The 21,018-nt window shown below is 75.9% G+C and carries 19 protein-coding genes; 9 read left to right on the top strand and 10 right to left on the bottom strand.

The window, feature by feature from the left end; genetic code table 11:
• Window positions 1–57: 57 nt before the first annotated feature.
• Window positions 58–2,664: a hypothetical protein gene (locus K1J57_RS25385; protein WP_220561244.1), complete on the top strand. Its 2,607-nt coding sequence runs from the start codon at window positions 58–60 to the stop codon at window positions 2,662–2,664.
• 10 nt (window positions 2,665–2,674) lie between these two features.
• Here K1J57_RS25385 and K1J57_RS25380 read toward each other — a convergent pair whose 3' ends face one another.
• Entirely contained in the window at window positions 2,675–3,163 is a 489-nt protein-coding gene (locus K1J57_RS25380; protein WP_220561241.1) for a DUF1772 domain-containing protein, read from the bottom strand.
• Window positions 3,164–3,389: 226 nt separating this feature from the next.
• Here K1J57_RS25380 and K1J57_RS25375 point away from each other — a divergent pair, with 226 nt between their 5' ends.
• The 3 genes from K1J57_RS25375 to K1J57_RS25365 all read left to right on the top strand — a co-directional run bounded on the left by K1J57_RS25375 (window position 3,390) and on the right by K1J57_RS25365 (window position 8,634).
• Complete coding sequence (locus K1J57_RS25375; RefSeq protein ID WP_220561239.1) at window positions 3,390–6,293, top strand: LuxR family transcriptional regulator; 2,904 nt, start codon at window positions 3,390–3,392, stop codon at window positions 6,291–6,293.
• Between the two features lie 86 nt (window positions 6,294–6,379).
• Complete coding sequence (locus K1J57_RS25370; protein ID WP_220561236.1) at window positions 6,380–7,978, top strand: OmpA family protein; 1,599 nt, start codon at window positions 6,380–6,382, stop codon at window positions 7,976–7,978.
• 179 nt (window positions 7,979–8,157) lie between these two features.
• On the top strand, window positions 8,158–8,634 hold the full coding sequence (locus tag K1J57_RS25365; protein ID WP_220561234.1) for a hypothetical protein: 477 nt from the start codon (window positions 8,158–8,160) through the stop codon (window positions 8,632–8,634).
• 3 nt (window positions 8,635–8,637) lie between these two features.
• On the opposite strand, the gene K1J57_RS25360 is transcribed toward K1J57_RS25365, so the two are convergent.
• The 3 genes from K1J57_RS25360 to K1J57_RS25350 all read right to left on the bottom strand — a co-directional run bounded on the left by K1J57_RS25360 (window position 8,638) and on the right by K1J57_RS25350 (window position 10,838).
• Window positions 8,638–9,765: a barstar family protein gene (locus K1J57_RS25360; RefSeq protein WP_220561232.1), complete on the bottom strand. Its 1,128-nt coding sequence runs from the start codon at window positions 9,763–9,765 to the stop codon at window positions 8,638–8,640.
• Between the two features lie 56 nt (window positions 9,766–9,821).
• On the bottom strand, window positions 9,822–10,208 hold the full coding sequence (locus K1J57_RS25355) for a DoxX family protein (RefSeq protein WP_220561230.1): 387 nt from the start codon (window positions 10,206–10,208) through the stop codon (window positions 9,822–9,824).
• A 252-nt stretch (window positions 10,209–10,460) separates the two neighbouring features.
• Window positions 10,461–10,838, bottom strand: a complete 378-nt coding sequence (locus tag K1J57_RS25350; RefSeq protein ID WP_220561228.1) for a helix-turn-helix domain-containing protein — start codon at window positions 10,836–10,838, stop codon at window positions 10,461–10,463.
• An 82-nt stretch (window positions 10,839–10,920) separates the two neighbouring features.
• Between K1J57_RS25350 and K1J57_RS25345 the strand changes: the two genes are divergently transcribed.
• Window positions 10,921–11,331 carry a RidA family protein gene (locus K1J57_RS25345; protein WP_220561226.1) on the top strand — a complete coding sequence of 137 codons (411 nt, stop codon included), beginning with the start codon at window positions 10,921–10,923 and terminating at the stop codon, window positions 11,329–11,331.
• Between the two features lie 10 nt (window positions 11,332–11,341).
• On the opposite strand, the gene K1J57_RS25340 is transcribed toward K1J57_RS25345, so the two are convergent.
• From K1J57_RS25340 to K1J57_RS25330, 3 genes are read right to left on the bottom strand one after another with little or no spacing between them, the layout of a single operon-like run.
• Complete coding sequence (locus K1J57_RS25340; RefSeq protein ID WP_220561224.1) at window positions 11,342–12,577, bottom strand: RNA polymerase sigma factor; 1,236 nt, start codon at window positions 12,575–12,577, stop codon at window positions 11,342–11,344.
• Window positions 12,574–12,945 (bottom strand): YciI family protein, encoded by a 372-nt coding sequence (locus K1J57_RS25335; protein ID WP_220561222.1) that lies wholly within the window; start codon window positions 12,943–12,945, stop codon window positions 12,574–12,576. The genes K1J57_RS25340 and K1J57_RS25335 overlap by 4 nt, the downstream gene beginning before the upstream one ends.
• A 40-nt stretch (window positions 12,946–12,985) precedes the next feature.
• On the bottom strand, window positions 12,986–13,633 hold the full coding sequence (locus K1J57_RS25330; protein WP_220561220.1) for a DUF998 domain-containing protein: 648 nt from the start codon (window positions 13,631–13,633) through the stop codon (window positions 12,986–12,988).
• A 154-nt stretch (window positions 13,634–13,787) separates the two neighbouring features.
• Between K1J57_RS25330 and K1J57_RS25325 the strand changes: the two genes are divergently transcribed.
• Window positions 13,788–14,213, top strand: coding sequence for a hypothetical protein (locus tag K1J57_RS25325; RefSeq protein ID WP_220561218.1), 426 nt, complete (start codon window positions 13,788–13,790; stop codon window positions 14,211–14,213).
• Between the two features lie 67 nt (window positions 14,214–14,280).
• On the opposite strand, the gene K1J57_RS25320 is transcribed toward K1J57_RS25325, so the two are convergent.
• Together K1J57_RS25320 and K1J57_RS25315 are read right to left on the bottom strand one after the other, a co-directional pair.
• The gene (locus tag K1J57_RS25320; protein ID WP_220561215.1) at window positions 14,281–14,880 is read right to left on the bottom strand and encodes a dihydrofolate reductase family protein; all 600 of its coding nucleotides are present in this window, start codon (window positions 14,878–14,880) and stop codon (window positions 14,281–14,283) included.
• Window positions 14,877–15,710, bottom strand: coding sequence for a metalloregulator ArsR/SmtB family transcription factor (locus K1J57_RS25315; protein ID WP_220561213.1), 834 nt, complete (start codon window positions 15,708–15,710; stop codon window positions 14,877–14,879). The genes K1J57_RS25320 and K1J57_RS25315 overlap by 4 nt, the downstream gene beginning before the upstream one ends.
• Window positions 15,711–15,801: 91 nt before the next feature.
• On the opposite strand from K1J57_RS25315, the gene K1J57_RS25310 reads away from it, so the two are divergent.
• Window positions 15,802–18,594, top strand: coding sequence for a LuxR C-terminal-related transcriptional regulator (locus tag K1J57_RS25310; RefSeq protein WP_255646581.1), 2,793 nt, complete (start codon window positions 15,802–15,804; stop codon window positions 18,592–18,594).
• Between the two features lie 73 nt (window positions 18,595–18,667).
• On the opposite strand, the gene K1J57_RS25305 is transcribed toward K1J57_RS25310, so the two are convergent.
• Window positions 18,668–19,114 carry a hypothetical protein gene (locus tag K1J57_RS25305; RefSeq protein WP_220561209.1) on the bottom strand — a complete coding sequence of 149 codons (447 nt, stop codon included), beginning with the start codon at window positions 19,112–19,114 and terminating at the stop codon, window positions 18,668–18,670.
• A 304-nt stretch (window positions 19,115–19,418) separates the two neighbouring features.
• On the opposite strand from K1J57_RS25305, the gene K1J57_RS25300 reads away from it, so the two are divergent.
• The gene (locus K1J57_RS25300) at window positions 19,419–19,967 is read left to right on the top strand and encodes a PadR family transcriptional regulator (RefSeq protein ID WP_220561207.1); all 549 of its coding nucleotides are present in this window, start codon (window positions 19,419–19,421) and stop codon (window positions 19,965–19,967) included.
• Entirely contained in the window at window positions 19,964–21,016 is a 1,053-nt protein-coding gene (locus K1J57_RS25295) for a serine hydrolase (protein ID WP_220561204.1), read from the top strand. The genes K1J57_RS25300 and K1J57_RS25295 overlap by 4 nt, the downstream gene beginning before the upstream one ends.
• The last annotated feature ends 2 nt before the right edge of the window (window positions 21,017–21,018 follow it).

Raw genomic sequence — 21,018 nt, 5'->3', positions numbered from 1 at the left:
GGGCGCGGAGCGGGGCCCGGGACACGGGCTGTCACCGGGCCGTGCCAGCATGCGGGCATGACCTTCGCCCTTCCCACCTCCCGCGACCAGGTGTCCCTGCTGGTCGACTGGACGCGCGAGAATCGCCCCGCCGACCTGCCCGCCGCCGAGAAGGCCCAGCAGGACATGCACGGGGAGCTCCCGGCGGCCGTTCGCAAGGCCGACCGGTTCCTCCGGTTCATGGACCGCCGGGCCGAGGACCTGCCCCCGGAACTGCGTCCCTGGTTCTGGGACGGTGTCACCCAGGCGCTGCTGCTGCAGGGCGGGGACAAGTGCCGGTGGGCGGCGCCCCGCGCCCACGCCCGGGCCCGCCGGGCCGAGGCCGACCACGGCCTGCCCGTGGACCCCGACCACCACGCCTCCCACACCCTCTTCGTGGCCCGCAGCGGTGTCCTGCCGGCCAAGGAGGTGCGCGCCTTCCAGACGTGGATCACGCAGACCCTGCCCCCCGAGCGCGCCTACCCCGCCCTGACCGGGCTGATCACCGCCCGCGCCGCGGGCGGCAGCGCACCGGCGGCGGGCACCCACACCCTGCTGGCCAAGAGCGCGAAGGCCGCCGGGGTGGGGGAGCAGGAGCAGTCCCGGGCGCTGGCCGGGGTGCTCGCCGCCTCCCGTGGGACCGCGGTCCCCTCCGCGCTGTTCACGGGGGCGGCCGGGGTGTTCGCCCGGACCCCGCCGCCCGCCGGGCACCTGGCGGCGTTCTGGGAGCTGTTCCCGCCGGGGCGCTACGCCAAGAACGACGGCGGTACGTGGCTGCGCATGCTCGACGCCTCCGGGGCGGTCGACGCCCTGGTCCGCGGTGAGGTGACCCCCGAGGCGGGGGTGGCGGGCTGGCTCCAGCGGTTCGTCCGCCTGCACCTGTTCGTCGCCTCCGGTGACGGGGTCATCGTGCAGCGCATGCCGCCGGAGCTGTACGCGCTCCTGCCGCGCCTGGCCCCGCGGTTGCGGGCCGAGGGTCGGCTCCTGGACACCTGGACCTCCGGCTCGGGCCACGGCAATCTCGACGGCATGCTGCTCGCGGCCTGCCTGGCCCACGGCATCCCGGTCCTGATCCCGCCGCGCACGATGGAGCTCTCCTATATCAAGGACTCTCCGCACCTGGGCGTCCTGCTCGCGCACCCCGTGCTGGGGCCGCGCGCGGAGCTCCAGATCTCCCGCCTGCACCGCCACCACACCGGCGCGCCGCCCGGCGTGCGCAGCGCGATCGGGTTCTACCCCGGGGTGCCCGAGGCGGTCCCGGTGGTGCGCGTCCGGGCCGAGGGGTGCCTCTCCCGGGTCGGGCGGGCGGGCCTGCCCGAGGCCCGCTTTGCGCTGGGGGAGCTGGACGACCTGCTCGACGGCGCCGCGGTCGCGGCGCTGGAGGGGATCGAGGACGAGCTGGCCGCGGTCGACCCGCTGCGCCCGCTGCTGCGCGCCCTGCACGGCGGCCTGCCCGAGGAACTGGGCTGGCCCGCCTTCGACGAGGCCGTCGCCGAGCTCGGCGGGCCGGGCGGGGTGCGGCGGCTGTGCCCCTCCTGGCCGGTGCTCACCCTGGTGGGCGCCGACCGTGCGATCGCCGTGGACCACACCGGCCGCCGGGACTCGATCGGGTTCTCGTCCGGGAAGGGCGAGATCCCGGTGGTGCGCTATCTGGACGGCCGCTTCCTCGTCGCGGTGTCCGGGAGTGCGTACTGGTCCGACCGGCCCGGCGACACGTTCGTCCTCGCCCCCACCGCGGACCCGGACATCGTGAACTGGTCCGAGCAGCAGTCCCTCCGCGACGAGGGCGAGCGCTCGGGGTACCGGTTCGCGCCGAGTCCGTCACAGCACAGCGTCATGCGGCAGATGAGCGACGGCACGGCCGTCTGGGTCCACCACGATTACTTCGAGCGGTACACCTGGCATGTGCTGACCGGCGCGGGGGTCGAGAAGAGGACGTCCCTGCCCGGGTTCTTCGCGGGAGGCCCCGGTGAGGGGATGCGCTGGGATTCGGAGCACCTGTCCCTGGTCCGCCTGCCCGAGGGGGTCGACTCGCCGCTCGGCCACAAGGACGGGCTCAGCGGGCTGCGGGCCGCGGTCGAGGACCACCACGGCGGGACGGGGGAGCACGTCCTGGAGGGGGCGGACGGCCGCCGGGCCCGCCACCTGGTGCGGGGCGCCACCGGCGGGCCCATGGGGATCCTGCGGTTCCCCGGCACCGGGGTCGACCTCGTCGTCACCTGGGGGCCCGGCTACGGTCGGCGAAACGAGGCCTTCGGCGTCGCGGTCGAGGACGACACCCTCCAGTGGGAGGTGCGCACGTCGCCCGACTCCGGGCATGGGGACCTGCCGTTCTACCCGCCCGTCGGGTTCTGGCACTTCCTGCGGCCCCGCGACCCCGGCTCCTCCGCCGCGCTGCGCGGCGCCGACCCCGGGCGGGCCCGGGCGCTGGTCGACGCCCACTCGGCCGAGGGGGCCGCGGGAGTGCTCAAGGCCCTGGACGAGCACCTGCCCGGGGTGGTGCGCGAGGAGGTCCGCGCGGGTGTGGTCCGCGTGGTGGCCGCCACCGCCGAGCTGGGGGTCCGACGCGAGAAGCTGGTGGAGCGCGTCCGCGCCGACCGCGCCGCGCTCACCGGCGCGCGCGCCCCCGGGGGCGCCGGCGCCTGAGCGTCCCGGCTCAGCCGGTGGTCACGGCCAGGGCCGTGCACAGCAGGGCCGCGGCGGAGGCCAGGGTGCGCAGATGGTTCCAGCGCACCCACACCGCCTCGAAGTCGCCGCGCACCGCGGCCGGGTCGGCCAGCCGCTCCGCCGACCCGGCCCGGTCCAGGGCGTTGTTGCGCGGCACGTTCACGGCGAACGTCACCACCAGCACCAGGACCAGCAGGGCCAGGGCCGCCCCGGCCCACCAGGCCGAGGACGTGTGGCCCGCGGCCCAGTGCAGGACCGTCTGCCCCAGCAGGACCACGGGGGCGCCGATGAACACCACCGCGAAGAACGGGTTGAGGATGGCGACGTTGATGCCCTGCATCGCCTCGACCATGGACCGGTCGCCCGCCCGGCCCAGCCCCGGCATCACCGCGATGGAGAAGGCGAAGAACAGGCCGGCGAACAATCCCGTCAACACCACGGACAACACCGGCACCACCGCGTACACCATGCCCGCCAACAACCGGCCACCCCATGCTCTTTTTTCGTGAAGCCCGCAGTATCTGGGCGGATTGTACGCCCGGTGTCACCGTCGCGGCCATGTCCTCAAGGCCTGTAAGAATCGGCGGAATGCGCCGCACACCCGGCCGAACATGAATACTTTCTCCGCGGTTACATGAATATGACCACGGAATGTCACCATTATCCCTCTTTTCCGGAAGGTCGTATCGCTATACCGTCGGGTAATGTGCTCCTCCCCGCTCGTGGGGCGCGAGCGGGAACGACGGCTACTGCGCGCGGCGGCCACCCCCGGGACCGTGACCCTCCTGGCGGGCGCCGCCGGAACCGGCAAGACCCGCCTGGTCCGGGAACTGCACGACCCGCACGGGACGGCGGTCCTGGCCGGACACTGCCCGCCGGGCGCCGAACCGTTCCCCTTCGCGCCGCTCATCGAAGCCCTGCGCCGGGTCCCCGTCCCCGGCGGGCTCAGCCCCCTGTGCGGAGCCCTGCGCGCCCTGCTCCCCGAACACGCCGACCGCCTTCCCCCGGCCCCGGAGCCGGCCGCCGACCCGGCGTCGGGCAGCCACCGCCTGTACCGCGCCCTCACCGAGCTCCTCGACGCGCTGGAGCCCACCGTCCTGGTCCTGGAGGACGTCCACTGGGCCGACCCGGACACCCGCGACCTGCTCGCCTACCTCACCCCCCGGCTGCCCGCCCACCTGGGCCTGGTCCTCACCTACCGGCCCGAGGACCTGCCCCGCTCCTTCCCGGTGGCCGCCCTGGCCGCCCGCACTCCCCCCGGCACCGGCCACCGGGAGCTGACCCTGGGCCCCCTCACCCCCCACGACCTGCTCGCCCTGGCCGAGCACGCCCTCCCCGGCGGTGCGCCCACCCTGGAGGACGCCCGCCGCCTGCACGCCTGGACCGGGGGGCTGCCCCTGGCCGCGGTGGAGACCCTGTACGGCCTCGCCGCCTCCGGGGACGGCTCCGACCCCCGGCCGCGGATCCCCGACCGGCCGCCCGTGCCGCCCTCCCTGCGCGACTGGCTCCTGGACCGCCTGCACGCCCTGGACGGGGACGCCCGCCGCCTGGTGCGCGCGGCCTGCGTCCTGGGCGGTCCCGCCACCGAGCCCCTGATCGCCCACGTCGCCGAGCTCACCCCCGCCCGTGCCGACAGGGCCCTGTCCCGCGCCTGCCGCAGCGGCCTGCTCACCCCCACCGCCCCGGCCACCCTGGCCCCCGCCACCCCGCTGCTCGCCCAGGTCTGCCACGCGTCCCTGCCGCACGGCAAGCGCCGCCGCCTGCACCGCGTCGCCCTGGCCGCCCTGGCCCTGTCGGCGGAGCCGCCCCACGCCCGGCTGGCCCGCCACGCCCGCGAGGCGGGGCTGCTGGAGGAGTGGACCGACCACGCCGAACGCGCCGCCGACCATGCCCTGGAGCAGGGTGAGGACAGCACGGCGGTGGTCCTGCTGCGCGACGCCCTGACCCGCCCCGACCTGCCCTCGCGGCGCCGCCGCGACCTGGCCCTCAAGCTCGGCCGGGCCGCCCTGACCGGTATCTCCGCCGAGCACGCGATCGCCCGGCTGCGCGAGGTCCTGGCCACCCCCGGCCTGCCCGCCGCCGAGCGCGGCGAACTGCGCATGGAACTGGGCCTGCTGCTGCTCAACCAGGCCGCCCAGAACCGCAGCGCCCGCGGCGAGCTGGTCCGTGCCGCCGCCGAGCTCGCCGAACGCCCCGACCTGGCCGCCCGCGCCATGTGCGCGCTGGCCGTGCCCCGCAGCACCCCCGACTCCGTCGACACCCACCGCCGCTGGATGGACCAGGCCCTGGCCGCCGCCCACAGCAGCCACGACACCACCGTCGCCCACACCGTGGCCGTCAACCACGCCACCCTGCTGGCCCAGGTCGGCGACCCCGCCGCCTGGAAGGTGGAGCTGCCCGCCCCGGGCACACCCCACGACCCGCCCACCCCCGACACCCTGGCCCGCCGCCGCGAGTTCGCCCGGGGCTCGCTCAACCTCGCCGACGCCGCCGTCATGCTCGGCCACTACGAGCGCGCCGACGGCCACCTCGACGACGCGGCCGCGTGGTCGGGCGCCGACGACGCCCCCTACATCCACGAGAGCGTGCGCGCGCTGCGCCTGACCCTGGACTGGGCGCGCGGCCGCTGGCAGGGCCTGGCCGAGGAGGTCGACCGCCACCGCGAATCGCCCCGCCTGGCCCACCTGCACTCGGTCACCGCCGAGCTCGGGCTGCTGCGCGCCGCCCTGGCCCTGGCCCAGGGCGACCCCGGGCTGGCCCGCACCCTGCTGGTCCGTATCCGCCCCGGGCCCGGCGGCGCCGCAGAGGCCCCGGGCGGTCCGGTGGGGGGCGGCGGGCAGGAGGCCCCGCCCGACTACACCGTTCCGGTGCGGGCCTTCGCCGCCGGGCTGCTGGCCCGCATGGCCACCGCCCAGGGCGAGCCGGCCCGTGCCTGGGGGCATGTGGAGGACCTGGTCTCCCTCATCGCGGCCAAGGGCATCTGGGTGTGGGCCGCGGACCTGCTCCCCGGTATGGAGGCCCTGGTGGAGTGCGGTCGCGGCGCCGTCGCCCGCGACCTGTGCGCCCGCCTGCGCGCGGGGCTGCGCGACACCGACGCCCCGGCCGCCGCCGCCTGCCTGCTGCGTTTGGAGGCGGCCCTGGCCGGCCACCGCGGCCACCACGACCGGGCCCTGCTGCTGTACGCCGAGGCCGAGGACGCCTACCGCGCCATGCCCCGCCCCTACGACGCCGCCCAGGTGCGCGAGGCCTGTGCCCGCGTCCACTTCGCCCGCCCCCGCGGTGAGGGCGCCGAACCGGGGGTGGCCGCCCTGCGCGCCGCCCTGAAGGAGTACGCGGGGCTGGGCGCGACCTGGGACGCAGCCCGGGTCCGCCGCCTGATGCGCTCCCACGGCGTCACCCCCGCCGCCGCCCCGGCCCGGCCCCACCACGACCGCAGGCTCTCCCCGCGCGAGGGGGAGATCGCCGACCTGGCCGCGCGCGGCCGCACCAACCGGGAGATCGCCGCGCTGCTGCACCTGTCCCCGCGTACTGTGGAGACGCACGTGGCCAACGCCCTGTCCAAACTCGGGCTGCGGTCGCGCCGCGACCTGACCCCTCCCCCCGACTGAGCACCCCGCACCGCCCTCCCCGCCCCCAGACCCGCGCTCCCCGGTTCCGGCACGGCGGTGCCGACCCCCCGAGGAGACCGCGCCCGATGACCGCACGAGTGCCCGCGACGACCTGCGCCGCCCTGGCGTTGAGCCTGCTGCTGACCTCCTGCGGGATCGTCCCCGGCCTGGGCGCGGGGGACGGGGACGCCGGCGATCCGGCCCCCTCGGCCTCGCCGGAGGCCGCCCCGGCCCACCGCGACCTGCCCCTGACCCGCCAGGGGCGCATGTTCCTGGAGGGCGGCAGCGACGTCATGCTGGAGGTCACCTTCCGCAGGCTCCAGCACAACGGCGAGTACCTCATGCTCGAGGTCGACCACGACTTCCTGGAGCCCCTGCGCACCGGCGGCACGGCCACCGACCGCACCGCCCCCCTGCGCCTGCTCGACCCGGTCACCGGCGAGGTCCTGAGCGCCATCAAGGATCCCGGGACCGACCTGTCGCTGGGCACCTACTTCAACGAGGGCTCCGACATCACCCCCGTCCACGAGGGCGTCCCCACCACCTTCCGGCGGTACTTCCCGGCGCCCTCCCGGGACGCGGAGCACCTGACCTTCACCGGGTCGGGGCTGGGGCACGTGCCGGGGCTGCCGGTGGAGTACGTGGACGAGTTCACCCCCTCGCCCGAGCCCGACATCCACGACTACTTCAACGAGTACGCCGAGAGGACCGCCGAGGAGCTGCCCGAGGAGCTGCACTACCCGGAGAAGGTGCCCGAGCCGGGGATGGACGTGTCCCGGTTCCGCCAGGGCATCGAGAGCTTCGTGGACACCCCGGAGTCGTCCACCACCCGGTCGGGGGACACCGAGACCATCTCCCTGCACGCCGACCGGATGTTCGACGTGGACGCCGCCGAGCCCACCGCCGAGGCGGCCGAGACCATCCGGCGCACCGCCCTGACCCTGCGGGAGAACCCGGGGTCGGGCGAGGTCACCGTGGTCGGCCACACCGACGGCAGCGGCTCGCAGGCCCACAACGACGAGCTGTCGCTGCGCCGCGCGGAGGCCGTGCGCGACCTGCTGGCCGAGGAGCTGGGGGAGGGCTTCACCCTCACGGCGCGGGGGCGCGGCTCCCGGGACCCGGTCGCCGAGGAGGGCGGCGCGGACGACGAGCAGGCGCGGGCCCGCAACCGGCGGGTGGAGTTCGTCTTCACGGTGCCCGACGCCGCCGCGGCGGGCGGGGACGGGGGGCTGGAGTCCGCGGCCCGGCACGTGGCCGGACCGGCGGTGTTCTTCGAGGACCTGGAACCGGTGGCCGCCGCCGAGCACGGGGACGTCGAGCTCAACGTGTACCCGCTGGTGCGCGACGGCGCGTACCTGTTCCAGATGGTGGGCCTGGGGAACTCGACCCTGGCGGACCTGGAGGCCGACCTGGGCGCCGCCGGGGAGGAGGCGGGCGGGCCGGACCGGGTCACCGAGGGCACCCTGGGCGGGTTCCGCCTGCTGGAGCCGGGCGGGACGACCCGGTACGTGGTGCGCCTGGTCACCGAGGACGGCTACGAGGACTTCGCGGACGAGGTCTTGACCCTGTCGCCGGGGGACGAGTACCTGGCGCTGGCGGTGTTCCCGGCCCCGGGTCCGGAGGTGGAGTCGATGACCCTGCACGCGGGCGCCTTCGGGGAGTTCCCCGACGTGCCCATCCGGTAGGAGGGCGCGGTGGCGGGCCGCGCCCCGCCGCCCGGCCCGGCGCCCGTTCGCCCCGGGGCCGCCGCCGGTCCGGGCCGACGCGGCCCGCCGCAGAGCGGACGCTTCCCCGCAAAAGCACCTTCCGGCGGGTTACCGTGGCCCCGACGCACTCCCGAACCGAGGAAGCGGGTGCAGCCACCGTGCACGAGGACACCTCCCGGCTGGTCTCCCGGGCCACCGACGCCCTGATCCGGTCCATGGCCGGTGACGAGGCCCCGCAGTGGCGGCTCACCCTGGAGGGCTACGCGGAGCTCTTCGCCAGGGCGAGCCACGTGGCCGCTGCGGAGCTGCAGCGTTCCCGCGCCGAGGTGGCCGCCCGGCCCGACCTGGCGCCGGAGGCGGCGGGGGAGTGGCGCCCCAAGCTGCGGCGGCTGCTGGAGGCGGACCCGGGGGCGGCGGAGCGGCTCGGGGACCTGCTGCGGAGGCTGGACGCGCCCGCCCCGGAGGGGACGGCGAACACCGTCGACGGCGGTGTCTCGGGCGGTGTGGTGGTGCAGGCCCGCGACGTCGGCGGCGGTGTCGGCGACACCATTCAGGGGGACCGCATCGACCGGTCCGGGGCCACGGCGGGCCGCGACGTGATCGGCGTCCAGTACAACGGCGGCCGCGACCGGTAGCCGTCAGCGTCCGCGGACCCCCACCCCGCGGGCCCGCAGGACCTCCAAGGCGGCGTCCACGAGGTCGGGGAGCAGCCGCCGGGACTCCTCCAGGTGCTCCCAGACCAGGGTGAACGGCGGGAGCGGCCCGAAGCCGCCGCGCAGGCAGTCGTCCAGGGCGTCCAGGTTCCAGCCGTAGTACCGGCCCGGTCCGACCAGGGCCTCCGCCAGCGCGCAGTACAGGCCGGGCTCGTCGGTGACCGCGGCGCCGTCCAGCAGGAAGGCGCCGCCCGCACGATCGGGTCCCCCGCTCCTGTTCGCCATGGCCAGGCGCAGCCACTCCCACCTGGCCGCCGTCGGCAGCGGCCGCCACAGGCCCGCCTCCCGGGGGACGCCGCGGCCCCACAGCTCCCACACCGGCCGGGACTGCGGGTCCGGCCGGTCGTCGCCCTCGTCCTCCAGGGTGATGTCGACGAGCGTCCCGCCCAGGACGGACGGCCGGGTCTCGACGGTCTCCGAATCCAGGAGGACGTCGCGCAGCACCCGCCCGTCCCGGTCCAGCGCGCGCAGCAGGCCTTGTGCGCCGCGCCACCGCCGCGGGCGGCGCAGCACCCCGCGCAGCTCCGCCGTCGGCTCACAGCCCAGCAGCCGCAGCGGGGGCTGCGACGGTGGCGTGTAGTCGTACAGGCCGTCCACGCGGCGGCAGTGCGCCCGCGACCCCTCGTCCGCCCGGTGCCGCGGGTACACGGTGTACCGGGCCCACGGCCCCGGAGGATGGGCGAGCGGACGGTCGTGGGAGACCACGTCGGCCTCCAGGAACACCTCCCACAGGCGCGGGTCCTCGGGGTCGGGCCGCCGTCCCAGCACGTGGACGCCGCTCAGCAGGAACCACTGGACCCGGTCCTCGTGCCCGCCGTCGACCTCCACCGACAGTCCGGCCGCCGGCCCGGGCCCGTCGGGGTCCAGGGCCGCGTCCAGCCGCCCGCGCGGGTCGCAGCCGCGCAGCCGCAAAAGGTTGCGTGCCGTGCGCGGCGGCGCGAACAGACCCTGGACCATCGTGCACCGGGCCCAGGGCACCTCGCCGCGGTCGGATTCCTCGTGTACCAGCAGGTACCGGAACGGCACGTCCCGGCCCCGGTCCGCCCGTTCCATCCGCGCCCTCCGTGCCCGTGTGCTCCGAGCACTCTACGGGGCCCGGCGCCCGTGTCTCAGCCGGTGAAGGGCTCGGCGACGAGGCGGCCCCACGCCACGAAGCAGTTCAGGGCGAGGTAGACCAGGTCGACCGCCATCAGCTTGAACTCGCGGCGGCGGATGCGCGTGATCGCCGCGCCGACCATGATCAGGGCCAGGCCGATGGCGGCCAGCGGCGCCAGCACCGGGGCGATGCCCAGCAGCGGCGGCAGGATCAGGCCCAGCGCCCCCAGCACCTCCAGGGCGCCGATGGCCTTCACCGTGCCGGGGCGGACGTCCTCGACCCACTGCGCGGCGGCCCCGGTCGCGAGGATCTTCTCCTTGGGGATGAGGATCTTGCCGCCGCCGCCGAAGAAGTAGGCGGCGGCCAGCAGTCCGGCGACGATCCACAGCGCGATGTCCACAGGGGTCCTCCTCGTTCGTTCTCACCCCTGTGGACACCGGTCCCCGGCCGAATGTGACAGGGCCCCGGCGGCGCGGCTCAGCCCGCCCCCTTCCCCCCGGTCGGCGAGCGCACCGCAAGCAGGACGGCGGCGGCCGACATCTCCAGGGCGCGGTCGGGGGACGGGCGGCCGGACAGGTCGGGCTCGGAATGGACGGGCGGTGGGCCGCCGTGTGCGCGAGGTCCGTCGGCGCAGGGGTTCGGGCCGCCGGGGTCAGGTGCCGGCGGCGTCGAAGCGGTCGCGGGCCCGTTCGACCTCGGGGGTGTGGTCCCGGATCCAGGCGAGCAGCACGTCCACCGGCTCCCGCATCGTCTTGCCCAGCGGCGTGATCCGGTACTCCACGGCGACGGGCCGGGTGGCGACCACCTCCCGTTCCACGATGCCGTTGCGCTCCAGGCGGCGCAGGGTGGCGGTGAGCGACTTCTGGGTGACGGCGGGGATCGCGCGGCGCAGCCCGTTGAACCGGGAGGGGCTCTCGCACAGCACGGCGAGCACCTCCAGCGACCACTTGTCCAGGACCTGGTCTAGGAGTTCGCGGTGGGGTGCGGTGATCTCCAGGGCGTCGTGGGCCCGCGGGGAGGTTTCCGGCATGACACCTGGTCTCGTTGAAGTTTCTTTCGGATACCAGGTACCAAGGGTAAACCACTTCGGCACCCGTCACGAGGAGACCGCCATGGCCGTCCGCCGCTTCACCCCCGAGGGCATGATGCAGCCCGTCCCCTACCACCACGTCGCCGTCGGGACCGGCACCCGGCACGTGCACGTCAGCGGCCAGATCGCCCGCGCCGCCGACGGCTCCCCGTCGGCCCCCGGGGACCTGGCCGGGCAGGTCGCCCATGCCCTGCGCAACACCGCCGCCGGCCTGGCCGGGGCGGGGGCGACCTTCGCCGACGTGCTGCGCCTGACCTTCTACGTCACCGACTGGGAGCCGGAGAAGATCGGCGCCTTCATGGAGGGCGTGGAGCAGGTGTCGGTGGAGCTGGGCCTGCCGCGGCCGATGCCCCCGGCGTCGCTCATCGGCGTGGACCACCTCTTCGAGCCCGACGTGCTGGTCGAGGTCGAGGCCACGGCCCTGCTGGACTGACCCCCGGGGCTCAGGCGAGGCGGGCGGCCCGGTCCAGGAGGTACTTCTCCTCGACCGGGTTGACCGCCAGGGCGGCCGCGGCGCGGTAGGCCGCGACGGCGCCCGCCGCGTCCCCGGTCTCCTCCAGCAGGTGGGCCCGCACCGCCGGGTGCCTGCGCCGCGTCAGCGGGTCCTCGGCCAGGCCGTGGCGCCGGTCCAGGTCCGCGAGCAGGGCCAGCCCCCGCTGCGCGCCGTAGGCGCGGGCGACCGCCACCACCCGGGCCAGCCGTACCGGGGCGCTGGGGGAGAGGCGCTCCAGCCACAGGTACAGCACCGCGATCCGGGTCCAGTCCGTCCGCCCCGGGGCCGGGGCGGCGGCGTGCACGGCCGCGATGGCCGCCTGCAGCCGGTACGGCCCGGTCTCGTGCGGGTCCCAGGCGGCGTCGAGCAGCTCCGTCCCCTCGTCGACCAGGGCGCGGTCCCACAGCGTCCGGTCCTGGTCGTCCAGGGTCAGGAGTTCGTCGTCGTGCCCGGTGCGGGCGGGCCGCCGCGCCTCGGTGAGCAGCATCAGCGCCAGGAGCCCGGCCGCCTCGCCGTCGTCGGGGCGCAGGTCGCGGAGCATGCGGGCCAGCCGGATCGCCTCTGCGGACAGGTCCGTGCGGGCCAGCGCTCCCCCGGTCGTGGCGGTGTACCCCTCGTTGAAGACGAGGTAGAGCACCCGCATCACGGAGGCCAGGCGCTGCTCCAGGTCCTCGTCGGTCGGCGGGGCGAACCGGGCGCCCGCGCGGGCCAGGCGCTGTTTGGCGCGGCTGATGCGCGTGCCCATGGTCGCCTCGGTCGTGCCGTGGGCGTGGGCGATCTCGGCCGTGGTCAGGCCGCCGACGGCGCGCAGGGTCAGGGCCGCCCGGTCCGCCGGGCCCAGCACCGGGTGGCAGCACAGCAGGAGCAGGGTGAGGCTGTCGTCGGTGGCCGGCGCCGGGGGCGCGGACCGGCCGGGGTCGAGCAGGACGGACTCGGCCGCCCGCTGCTCGCGCAGGCGCCTGGCCTGGTCGGAGCGCAGGAGGTCGACCATGCGTCGGTAGCCGACCCGGATGAGCCAGGAGCGGGGCTCTTGGGGGACCCCCTCCTCGGGCCAGGTCCGGCTCGCGGCCAGCAGGGCCTCCTGCACCGCGTCCTCGGCGAGGTCGAAGCGGCCGAAGCGGCGCACCAGGGCGCCGAGCACCTGCGGCGCCTCGGTGCGCAGCAGGTGCTCGGTCTCGGGGTTCACGCGGCGAAGTCCTCACCCATGATCGGCCGGATCTCCACGGGTTCCCCGAGCACCTCCACGATCCGGGAGGCGATCTCGACGGCGCGCTCGTGGCCGGACACGTCGATCACGGCGAAGCTGGCCAGGACCTCCTTGAGCTCGGCGAAGGGCCCGTCGGTGGCGACCACCCCCTCGGGTGAGCGGCGGACGGTGGTGCTGACGGCGGGGTGGCCCAGTCCCTCGGTCGCGACGAGCTCGCCGCTGTGGAGCAATTCTTTTTCGAGCCGCTGGTAGGCGGCGAACGCGTCGAGCGCGTCCTGCGAGGGCGTGTCGGCGGTCGCGGCGTCCCAGGCCGCGGCCGGGGTGTAGCCCAGGAGCAGGTATTTCACGGTGTCCTCGTCTCTGTCGTCGATGCGGGTACGGTACCGGTCAGGCGGTGCGGCGCAGCCACAGTGCCACGGCGGTCGCCCAGGTGAACGCGACCAGGCCGTTGACGGCGATCTGCACGCTCATGTGGTCGGGCGACATCGGGAGGAGGAGTACGGCCGCGGCCGCTCCGCTCAGCACGGCGGGCGCGACCGCCCGCCTCCGGGCGTGGCGGACGGCGAGCACGGCGGCGGCGACGGCCAGGGCGGTGAACGCGACCGCGGCGGCGGCCGAGTGGGCGATGCTGTGCCAGGACATCTCCTCTACCGGCCCGTCCGGGGTGCCGACCGGGAACCCGTACTCGGGGTCCATGGTGAACACCCCGGCCGCGATGAGGCCGACCCCGAAGACGGCGACCAGGACCGGCAGCGCCCGCCGGCCGAGGCCCTCGGTGAGGGTGCGGGCGGTGCCCGCCGCCAGGGCCAGCGCGCCGAGCCCGGCGGTGGCGAACGTGGCGATCTGTATCCAGCCCAGGTCGCCGGTGGCCAGCTGGCTGATGGGGTGCCGGGTGATGTCGAAGCCCTCCCTGGTGAGGATCTGGGCGACAGCGGACGTGAAGAAGACCGGCCCGGCCAGGGCTCCGGCGGCCAGCAGGCGCCGGGTGGCGGCGGTCGCCGAGGTGCCGGGCGCGGGGGCGGTGACGGTGCTCATGCGTGTGTCCTCCTTGGTGGGTTCTCGCCGTCACCTCGGGGCCGCCCGGGGGATCTCGACACCCATTTGATGTGATCCAAGTCACACTTCGAGGGTGTCGAAGCCCGGGGCCCGGCCGCGAGGTGTCGGTGCAACCCCGATCGAGGAGGACGGCATGAACGAGAACACCCGGCCGAGCGAAGCGGTCACGGCCCTGGACCGGCTCGTGGGCACCTGGGCGGTGACCGGCGGCGCCGAGGGCACCGTGCGGTACGAGTGGATGGAGGGCGGGTTCTTCCTGCTCCAGCACGTGGAGCTCACCCAGTTCGGCGAGCCGGTCACCGGCATGGAGGTCATCGGCAACCCGCACCCGTTCGGGGAGCCGGTCGGCTCCGACGTGGTGTCCCGGTTCTACGACTCCCGGGGCAACACCCTGGACTACGTCTACGAGCTGGTCGGCGACACCCTGACCATCTGGGGAGGCGTCCGGGGCGGCCCCGCCTACTTCACGGGGGAGTTCTCCGCGGACGGCTCCACCGTCACCGGAGCGTGGGTCTACCCCGGCGGGGGCGGCTACGACTCCACCATGACCCGGATCTGAGGCCGGGGGCCGTCGCGCCCGGGGCCCGCACCGCACGGTGCGGGCCCCGGGCCGTGCGGGGCGGCCCTCAGCGCAGGCGGTCGTAGACCAGGGTGACCGTCCCGTGCTCGCCCGCGGCGTGGGAGGCCAGGGCCCACTTCTCGGCGGGCAGGCCGTCCTCGAACAGGCGCGGGCCGCCGCCGATGAACTCGGGGACGATCATCAGCGCCAGCCGGTCGACCCGGTCGGCGGCGAGCAGCGGCCTGATCAGGCTGGCGCTGCACGGCACGAGGATGTCCCCGCCCTCCTGTGTCTTGAGCCCGTCGACCACCTCGGCGGCGGGGGCGTTCTCGATCCGCGTGCCCTCCCACGGGGAGGCGGCCAGGGTCCGGGACAGGACCACCTTCTCGGTCTCGGCCAGCCAGGCGGCGAACCCCCGGTCGCGGGGGTCGGCCGCCTCGTCGTGGGCCACCGGCGGCCAGTAGCCCAGGAACCCCTCGGCGTTGACCCGCCCCATCAGCGCAGTGGTGGCGGTCCGCCACAGGTCCGTGAGGTGGTCGCGGGCGACGTCGGTGACGGCGTACGGCACCACCCAGGCGTGGTCCTGCGGGCCGCCGGGCCCGCAGTACCTCCCGTCGAGGGAGAGGTTCATGTTCGCGATGACCCTGCGGTCGGCGTGTCCGGTCATTTCGTGCTCCTCGGGGTGTCGGAAGGGGTGCCGCCGACGGTGGCGGCGAGCCGGTCCAGGGCCTGGTCCCAGCCCAGGCCGATGCCGGCGACGAAGTCGGCGGAGGCGACGGTGCTGTCGGTGATCCGCAGCCGCACGCGGAGCCGGGTCCCGCCGCCGGCGTCCTCGAGCGCGAACCCGTAGTGGCCGGTGAACGCGACGCCGCCCCCGGGCAGCAGCGGGGAGAGCCGGAAGGCGATCCGCTCGCCCGGGACGGCCTCGTCCACCACCCCCTCGGCGCGGCCCACGACACCGTCCGCGCCGGAGGTGTCGGCGGCGTCGCGGTAGGCCAGCACCGCCCGGCCGCCGGGCCGCGCCTCCAGGACGGCCTCGGTGACGGCCAGGTCGTCCGGAGTCCACCAGCGGGCGAGCAGGCCGGGCTCGGTGAGGTGGCGCCACACGGTCTCCCGTTGCGCGTCCAGTACGCGTGTGAAGGCGAAGCTCCGCTCGTCGGCCCAGCGCTCCCGGTCGGCGGCGCGCGTCTCGGCGGCCAGCGACGCGGCGTAGGCGTCGAAGGACCCGCGGTGCTCCCGCGCCTGCCCGGCCAGCCCCTCCAGGAGGCCGGCCAGCTCGCGGAGCGGTCCGGGCTCCAGCGCGTAGATGCGCCGGTTGCCGGTGCGGTGGGAGGTCACCAGGCCCGCCCGCTCCAGGCGTTGCAGGTGCTTGGTCGCCTGCGGTTGGCGCAGTCCGGCGCGTTCGGCGACCAGGCCCACCGACAGCGGGCGCTCCGCCAGGATGCGGGCGATGCGCAGCCGGGCGGGCTCGCCCAGCGCCTCCAGTCGTTCGTGCATGACCCGAGTATTCACCAAAGGGAATATTCCTGTCAAGGAATACTCCGGTTCGGGTGCCGGACCCCGCCCGACCCGGCCCGATAATGTCCCGGTGACCACCCCGGAAATCTCGGCCCGTGAGGCCGAAGTGCTCGACCTGCTCGGCGGGCACCTCAGCAACGCGGAGATCGCCGCACGGCTGTTCATCTCCGTGCGCACCGTCGAGTCGCACGTCTCCTCCCTGCTGCGCAAGCTCGGAATGCCCGACCGCCGGGCGCTCGCCCGTGCCGCTGCCGAGCGCTCCCGCGGCGGGGGGCGGGACCGGTCGGCTCCGGCCCTGCCCGCGCCGCTGACGACGTTCGTCGGCCGGGTGGGGGAGCGCCGCGACCTGGCCGAGGCGGTCCGCGGGCACCGCCTGGTGACCGTGGCCGGCGCCGGCGGGGTGGGCAAGACCCGCCTGGCCCTGGCGGTGGCCGCGCAGGCCGCCGACGACTTCCCCGACGGGGTGTGGTTCGCTGACCTGGTCCCGCTCACCGAGCCCGGGCGGGTGGGGGCGGCCGTGGCCGCCGCGGTCGGCGTGGGCGAGCGCCCCGGCGGCGACTTCGACGAGGCGGTGTCGCAGGCCCTGGCCGACCGCCGGGCCCTGCTGGTCCTGGACAACTGCGAGCACGTGCGCGAGGGCGTCGCCCCGTTCCTGGAGCGGCTGCTCACCGCCTGCCCGCTGCTGCACGTGCTGGTCACCAGCCGCGCCCGGCTGCTGGTGCCCTTCGAGCGCACCTTCCCGCTCCCGCCGCTGTCGCTGGAGGGCGGCGAGGACTCCGAGGCGGCGGCCCTGTTCCTGGAGCGCGCCGCGGCGGTCGGCCCGCCGCCGGGGACGTCGGTGGGCGAGGAGGTCGCGGCCGTCTGCGAACGGCTCGGGGGCATGGCGCTGGCCATCGAGCTGGCGGCGGCCCGGTGGTCCACGCTGGGCCCGGACGGCCTCATGGCCGGGCTCGCCGACCAGCTGCGCGTGCTCACCGGCGGCCCCCGCGCCGACGACCGGCACCGGTCGGTGCGCGCGGTGCTGGACTGGAGCCACGGACTGCTGGAGCCGGAGGACCGGGCCCTGCTGCGCCGCGTCTCGGTGTTCGTGGCGCCGTTCACCCCCGAGGCGGCCGCCGAGATCGCCGGGTTCGCGCCCCTGGACAAGGCCGCGGTGGTCGACGGGCTGGGCAGGCTCGCCGAGCAGAGCCTGCTCTCGGTCGCCCCCTCCTCGACCGGGACCCGCTACCACGCCCTGGAGACCATCCGCCAGTACGGGGCCGAGCACCTGGCCGGGGCCGGCGAGCAGGACGAGGTGCGCGCCCGCCACCTGCGCTGGTGCCTGGCCCGCGCCGCCGAGCTGGAGGGCGGCGGGGGAGCCGGCTGGCGCACCCGGTTCGACGCCGTCGCCGAGGACCTGCGCGCCGCCCTCACCGCCACCGCCGAACGGCCCGAACACCGCGCCGGGGTCCACCGGCTCGCCCTGTCCATGGGCGGCCTGGCCTTCACCCGCACCCTGCTCGGCGAGGCCCAGCAGCGGTACGTGCAGGCGGCCGGGCTCGCCGACCGGGGCGGCCCCGCGGTCGCGGCGCTGCGCAGCGCCGCCGCGGTGGCCGGGTGCCGCGGGCTGGACGGCGACTCCTACCGCCTGCACCGCTGGGCCGCCGTGGCCGCGGAGCGCGCCGGCGACGGCCCGGCGGCGGCACGGGACCTGGCCGACTCGGCCGTGGTCGCGTACCGCTTCTCCACGTCCTTCGCGCAGCTTCCCCCCGCCGAGGAGGTCAAGGAGGCGCTCGCGCGCGCCCGCGAGCTGGCCGACGACTCCCCGGCCTCGCGGGCGGCGCTCGCCCTGGCCGAGGCCGCGGTGGTCGCGGACGCCTTCGGGGCGCTCCAGGGGGACCCGGACAACCCGGCCCCGGAGACGGTGGCCAGCGCCCGGCACGCCGTCGACCTCGCCCGCGAGGCGGGGGACCCGGTGGCCGAGTCCGCCGCCCTGGACGCGCTCTCCGGCGCCCAGTGCTGGACCGGGGACTCCTTCGCCTCCGCGGAGGCGTCCCGGCGCCGGATCGAGATCCTGGACCGCGTCCCGCCCTCGCCCGCCGCCACGCACGAGCTGATGGACGCCCTGGCCATGGCCGCGGCGACCGCGATCGGCGTCGGCGACCTGCCCCGGGCCCGCCGGTGGGGCCGGCGGATGGCCGACCACCCGCTGCTGTCCGAGGCGGGGCACCACGCCGCCTCCTGGCTCCTGGTCGCCGACGCGTTCGCGGGCGAGGTCGAGGGGGTGCTCGCGGGCGCCGAGAGGTTCAAGGAGGCCTGGCAGCGCAGCGGCCGGCTGCGGACGCGCTCCCTGGGCCCGGCCGCGGCGGCGGTGGCGATGGTCCACGGCCTGCGCGGGGACCCCGACGCCCGGGCCGAGTGGCTGGAGGTCATCGACCGGGCGGGGCCCGGGGACGACCACCGCCTGGGCTACGGGGCGGTCTTCGACGCCCTGCTCCTGCTCCACCACGGGGACGCCGACAGCGCCCTGGAGCGCGTCGCCCCTGAACCGGGGCGGGTGTGGAAGTGGGTGTGCTGGGTGTGGCTGCACTGGTACACGGCGCTGCGGGCGGAGGCGGCGGTGCTCGCCGGGCGCGCCGACGCCCGGGAGCTGGTCGACGCGGCCCGGGCGGTGGTGGCCGGGAACCCGGTGGCCACCGCCCAGGTGGAGCGGGCGCGGGCGCTCCTGGACGGCGACGCGCCGGGGCTGCCGGCCATCGCGGCGGCGTTCGAGGCGGCGGGCTGCCGCTACCAGGCGGCCCGCACCCTGGTGCTCGCCGGGGGCGGGCACCGGGCGGCGGGCGAGGCCGCGCTCACCGCCCTGGGCCTGGTCCCGGGGACCTGAGCGGCCCGTCCGGGGCCGCCTCCGCGGGGGCCGCAGCGGGTCCGCGCGGAGGCGGCCCCGCCGGGGGAGGGGCTCAGCCCGCCGCCCGCCGCACCAGGTCGGCGATCCGCTTCTCGACCTCGTCGGTGACCTCCACCAGGGCGAACGCGGTCGCCCACATCGGCCCCTCGTCCAGCAGGGCCGGGTCGTTGAACCCCAGCGTGGCGTAGCGCGCCTTGAACTTGGCCGCGCTCTGGAAGAAGCAGACGACCTTGCCGTCCAGCGCGTAGGCGGGCATCCCGTACCACGTCTTGGGCGCCAGCGAGGGCGCCTCGCGGGTGACGATGGCGTGCACGCGCTCGGCCAGGACCCGGTCCTCGTCGGGCATCTCGGCGATCTTGGCGAGCACGTCCCGCACCGCCTCGGCGGCCTTCTCCTCGCGCGAGGCCCGCCGCGACGCCTTCTTCTGCTCCTGAGCGTGCTCCTTCATCGCCGCCCGCTCCTCGGCGGTGAACCCCTCGTACGTTCCCTTGTCGGCCATGGTCGCTCCCCGTCGTCGTGGATGGTGCCCGGCCGGGTCGTCCCGGCCCCCTGTGACCACCATCCTGCCCCGGCGCGGGTCAGGGGCGCCTCCGTGGTGGCCACGGAGACCACCACGGATCGCGGTCCCGGTGGTCCCGCAGGGTCCGGCGGCGCCGCACCGGGCCGCGGGCCGCACGTCCTCGGCCCGGCAGGGCGGTCCCGGCCCTGCCGGCCCTGCCGGTCCCGACGGCCGGTGGTCGGCGGAGACGCTAGAGGACCGCGCACTTATCAGACCATGCATATATGTGCGCTATCCTCTATCCATGTCATTGCGGCACGCCATCCTCGGCATCCTGTCCATCCGACCCATGAGCGGCTACGACCTCAAGAAGGCCGTCGACGGCAGCGTCGGCCACTTCTGGACCGCCGACCAGTCGCAGATCTACCGGACCCTCTCCGCCCTGGTGGAGGAGGGGCTGGCGTCCCGCGGCACCGTCGTCCAGGAGGGCCGCCCCACCCTGCACCCCCACACCGTCACCGAGGCCGGACTGGCCGAGCTCGACCGCTGGCTCGCCTCGCCCCTCAAGACCCCGCCCACCCGCGACGCCTTCCTGGCCCGGGTGTTCTTCGCCGACCGCCTGCCGCCCGAGGACGTCCGCGCGCTCCTGGACGCCCGCCGCCGGGAGATCGCCGCGGAACTGGCCGAACTGGAGGCCGTGGAGACCCCCGACCCCGCCGACCTGCCCGAGGGCGTCTCCGCGCTGGGCTACCAGCTGCGCCTGGCCGCCCTCGACAACGGCATCGCCCACGCCCGGGCCGAGCTCGCCTGGCTCGACGCCACCGAACAACGACTCGAACGGATCACCCCATGAGCCCGCCCCCCGCCGCCCGGCTGCACCGGATCGCCGCCCGCTACGCCGCCAGGCCCACCGTGTCGGCCTTCGCCGCCGCGATCGAGCAGCCCTCCACCGGGTTCTCCTGGAGCCACGGCGACACCGAGCGCCCCTACTTCATCGCCAGCATCACCAAGCTGTACACCGTCGCGGTCGTCATGCAGCTGCGCGACGAGGGCGCGCTGACCCTGGACACCCCCGCCGCCGACCTGATCGGCGCGGACACGATGCGCGGCCTCAACACCCACGGCGGACGCGACCACGGACCGCGCATCACGGTGCGCGAGCTGCTGTCGCAGACCTCCGGCATCCCCGACTACTTCGAGCAGAAGCGCCCCGACGGCACCACCTTCCTGGACGACGTCCTGCGCGCCGACGCCGCCTGGACCACCGACGAGCTCATCGACATGGCCCGCCGCCTGCCCAGCCCGTTCGCCCCCTCGACCCCGGGCCGGGCGTACTACAGCGACACCAACTACCAGCTGGTCGGGCGCATCATCGAGACCGTGACCTCCGAGAGCCAGGAGGAGGCCCTGCGCACCCGGATCACCGGCCCGCTGGGCCTGCGCGACACCTGGATGCTCACCCCGGACACCCTGGATCGCTACGGCGAGGTCGCCCCGCTCCTGCACCGCCGCCGGGCCCTGCACATCCCCCGGGCGATCGCCTCGTTCCCGCCCGACGGCGCGGTGGTCTCCACCGTCTCCGACCAGCTGCGGTTCCTACGGGCGTTCACCGGCGGCCGGCTGTTCCCGGAGCACTACCTGGCCGAGATGACCGCGCGCTGGAACCCGGTCTTCTCGCGCCTGACCCCCATCGACTACGGGACCGGGATCATGCGGTTCCGGGTGCCCCGCGTGCTGTCGCCGTTCGCGCCGGTCCCGACGATGGTCGGCCACTCCGGCGCCTTCGGCAACGCCCTCTACCACCTGCCCGGACGGGACCTGTACGTGGCGGCCACCGTCAACCAGATGGAGCCGCGCTCCCTGGTGCACGGCCTGGTGGCGCAGCTCGTCGCCCGGTTCTGAGG

This window comes from Nocardiopsis sp. MT53 (assembly GCF_019598965.1).
In the GTDB taxonomy this organism is placed as follows: Bacteria; Actinomycetota; Actinomycetes; order Streptosporangiales; family Streptosporangiaceae; genus Nocardiopsis; species Nocardiopsis changdeensis.
Note: the sequence above shows the minus strand (reverse complement) of the source record. Positions and strands in the feature narration are given on the sequence as shown.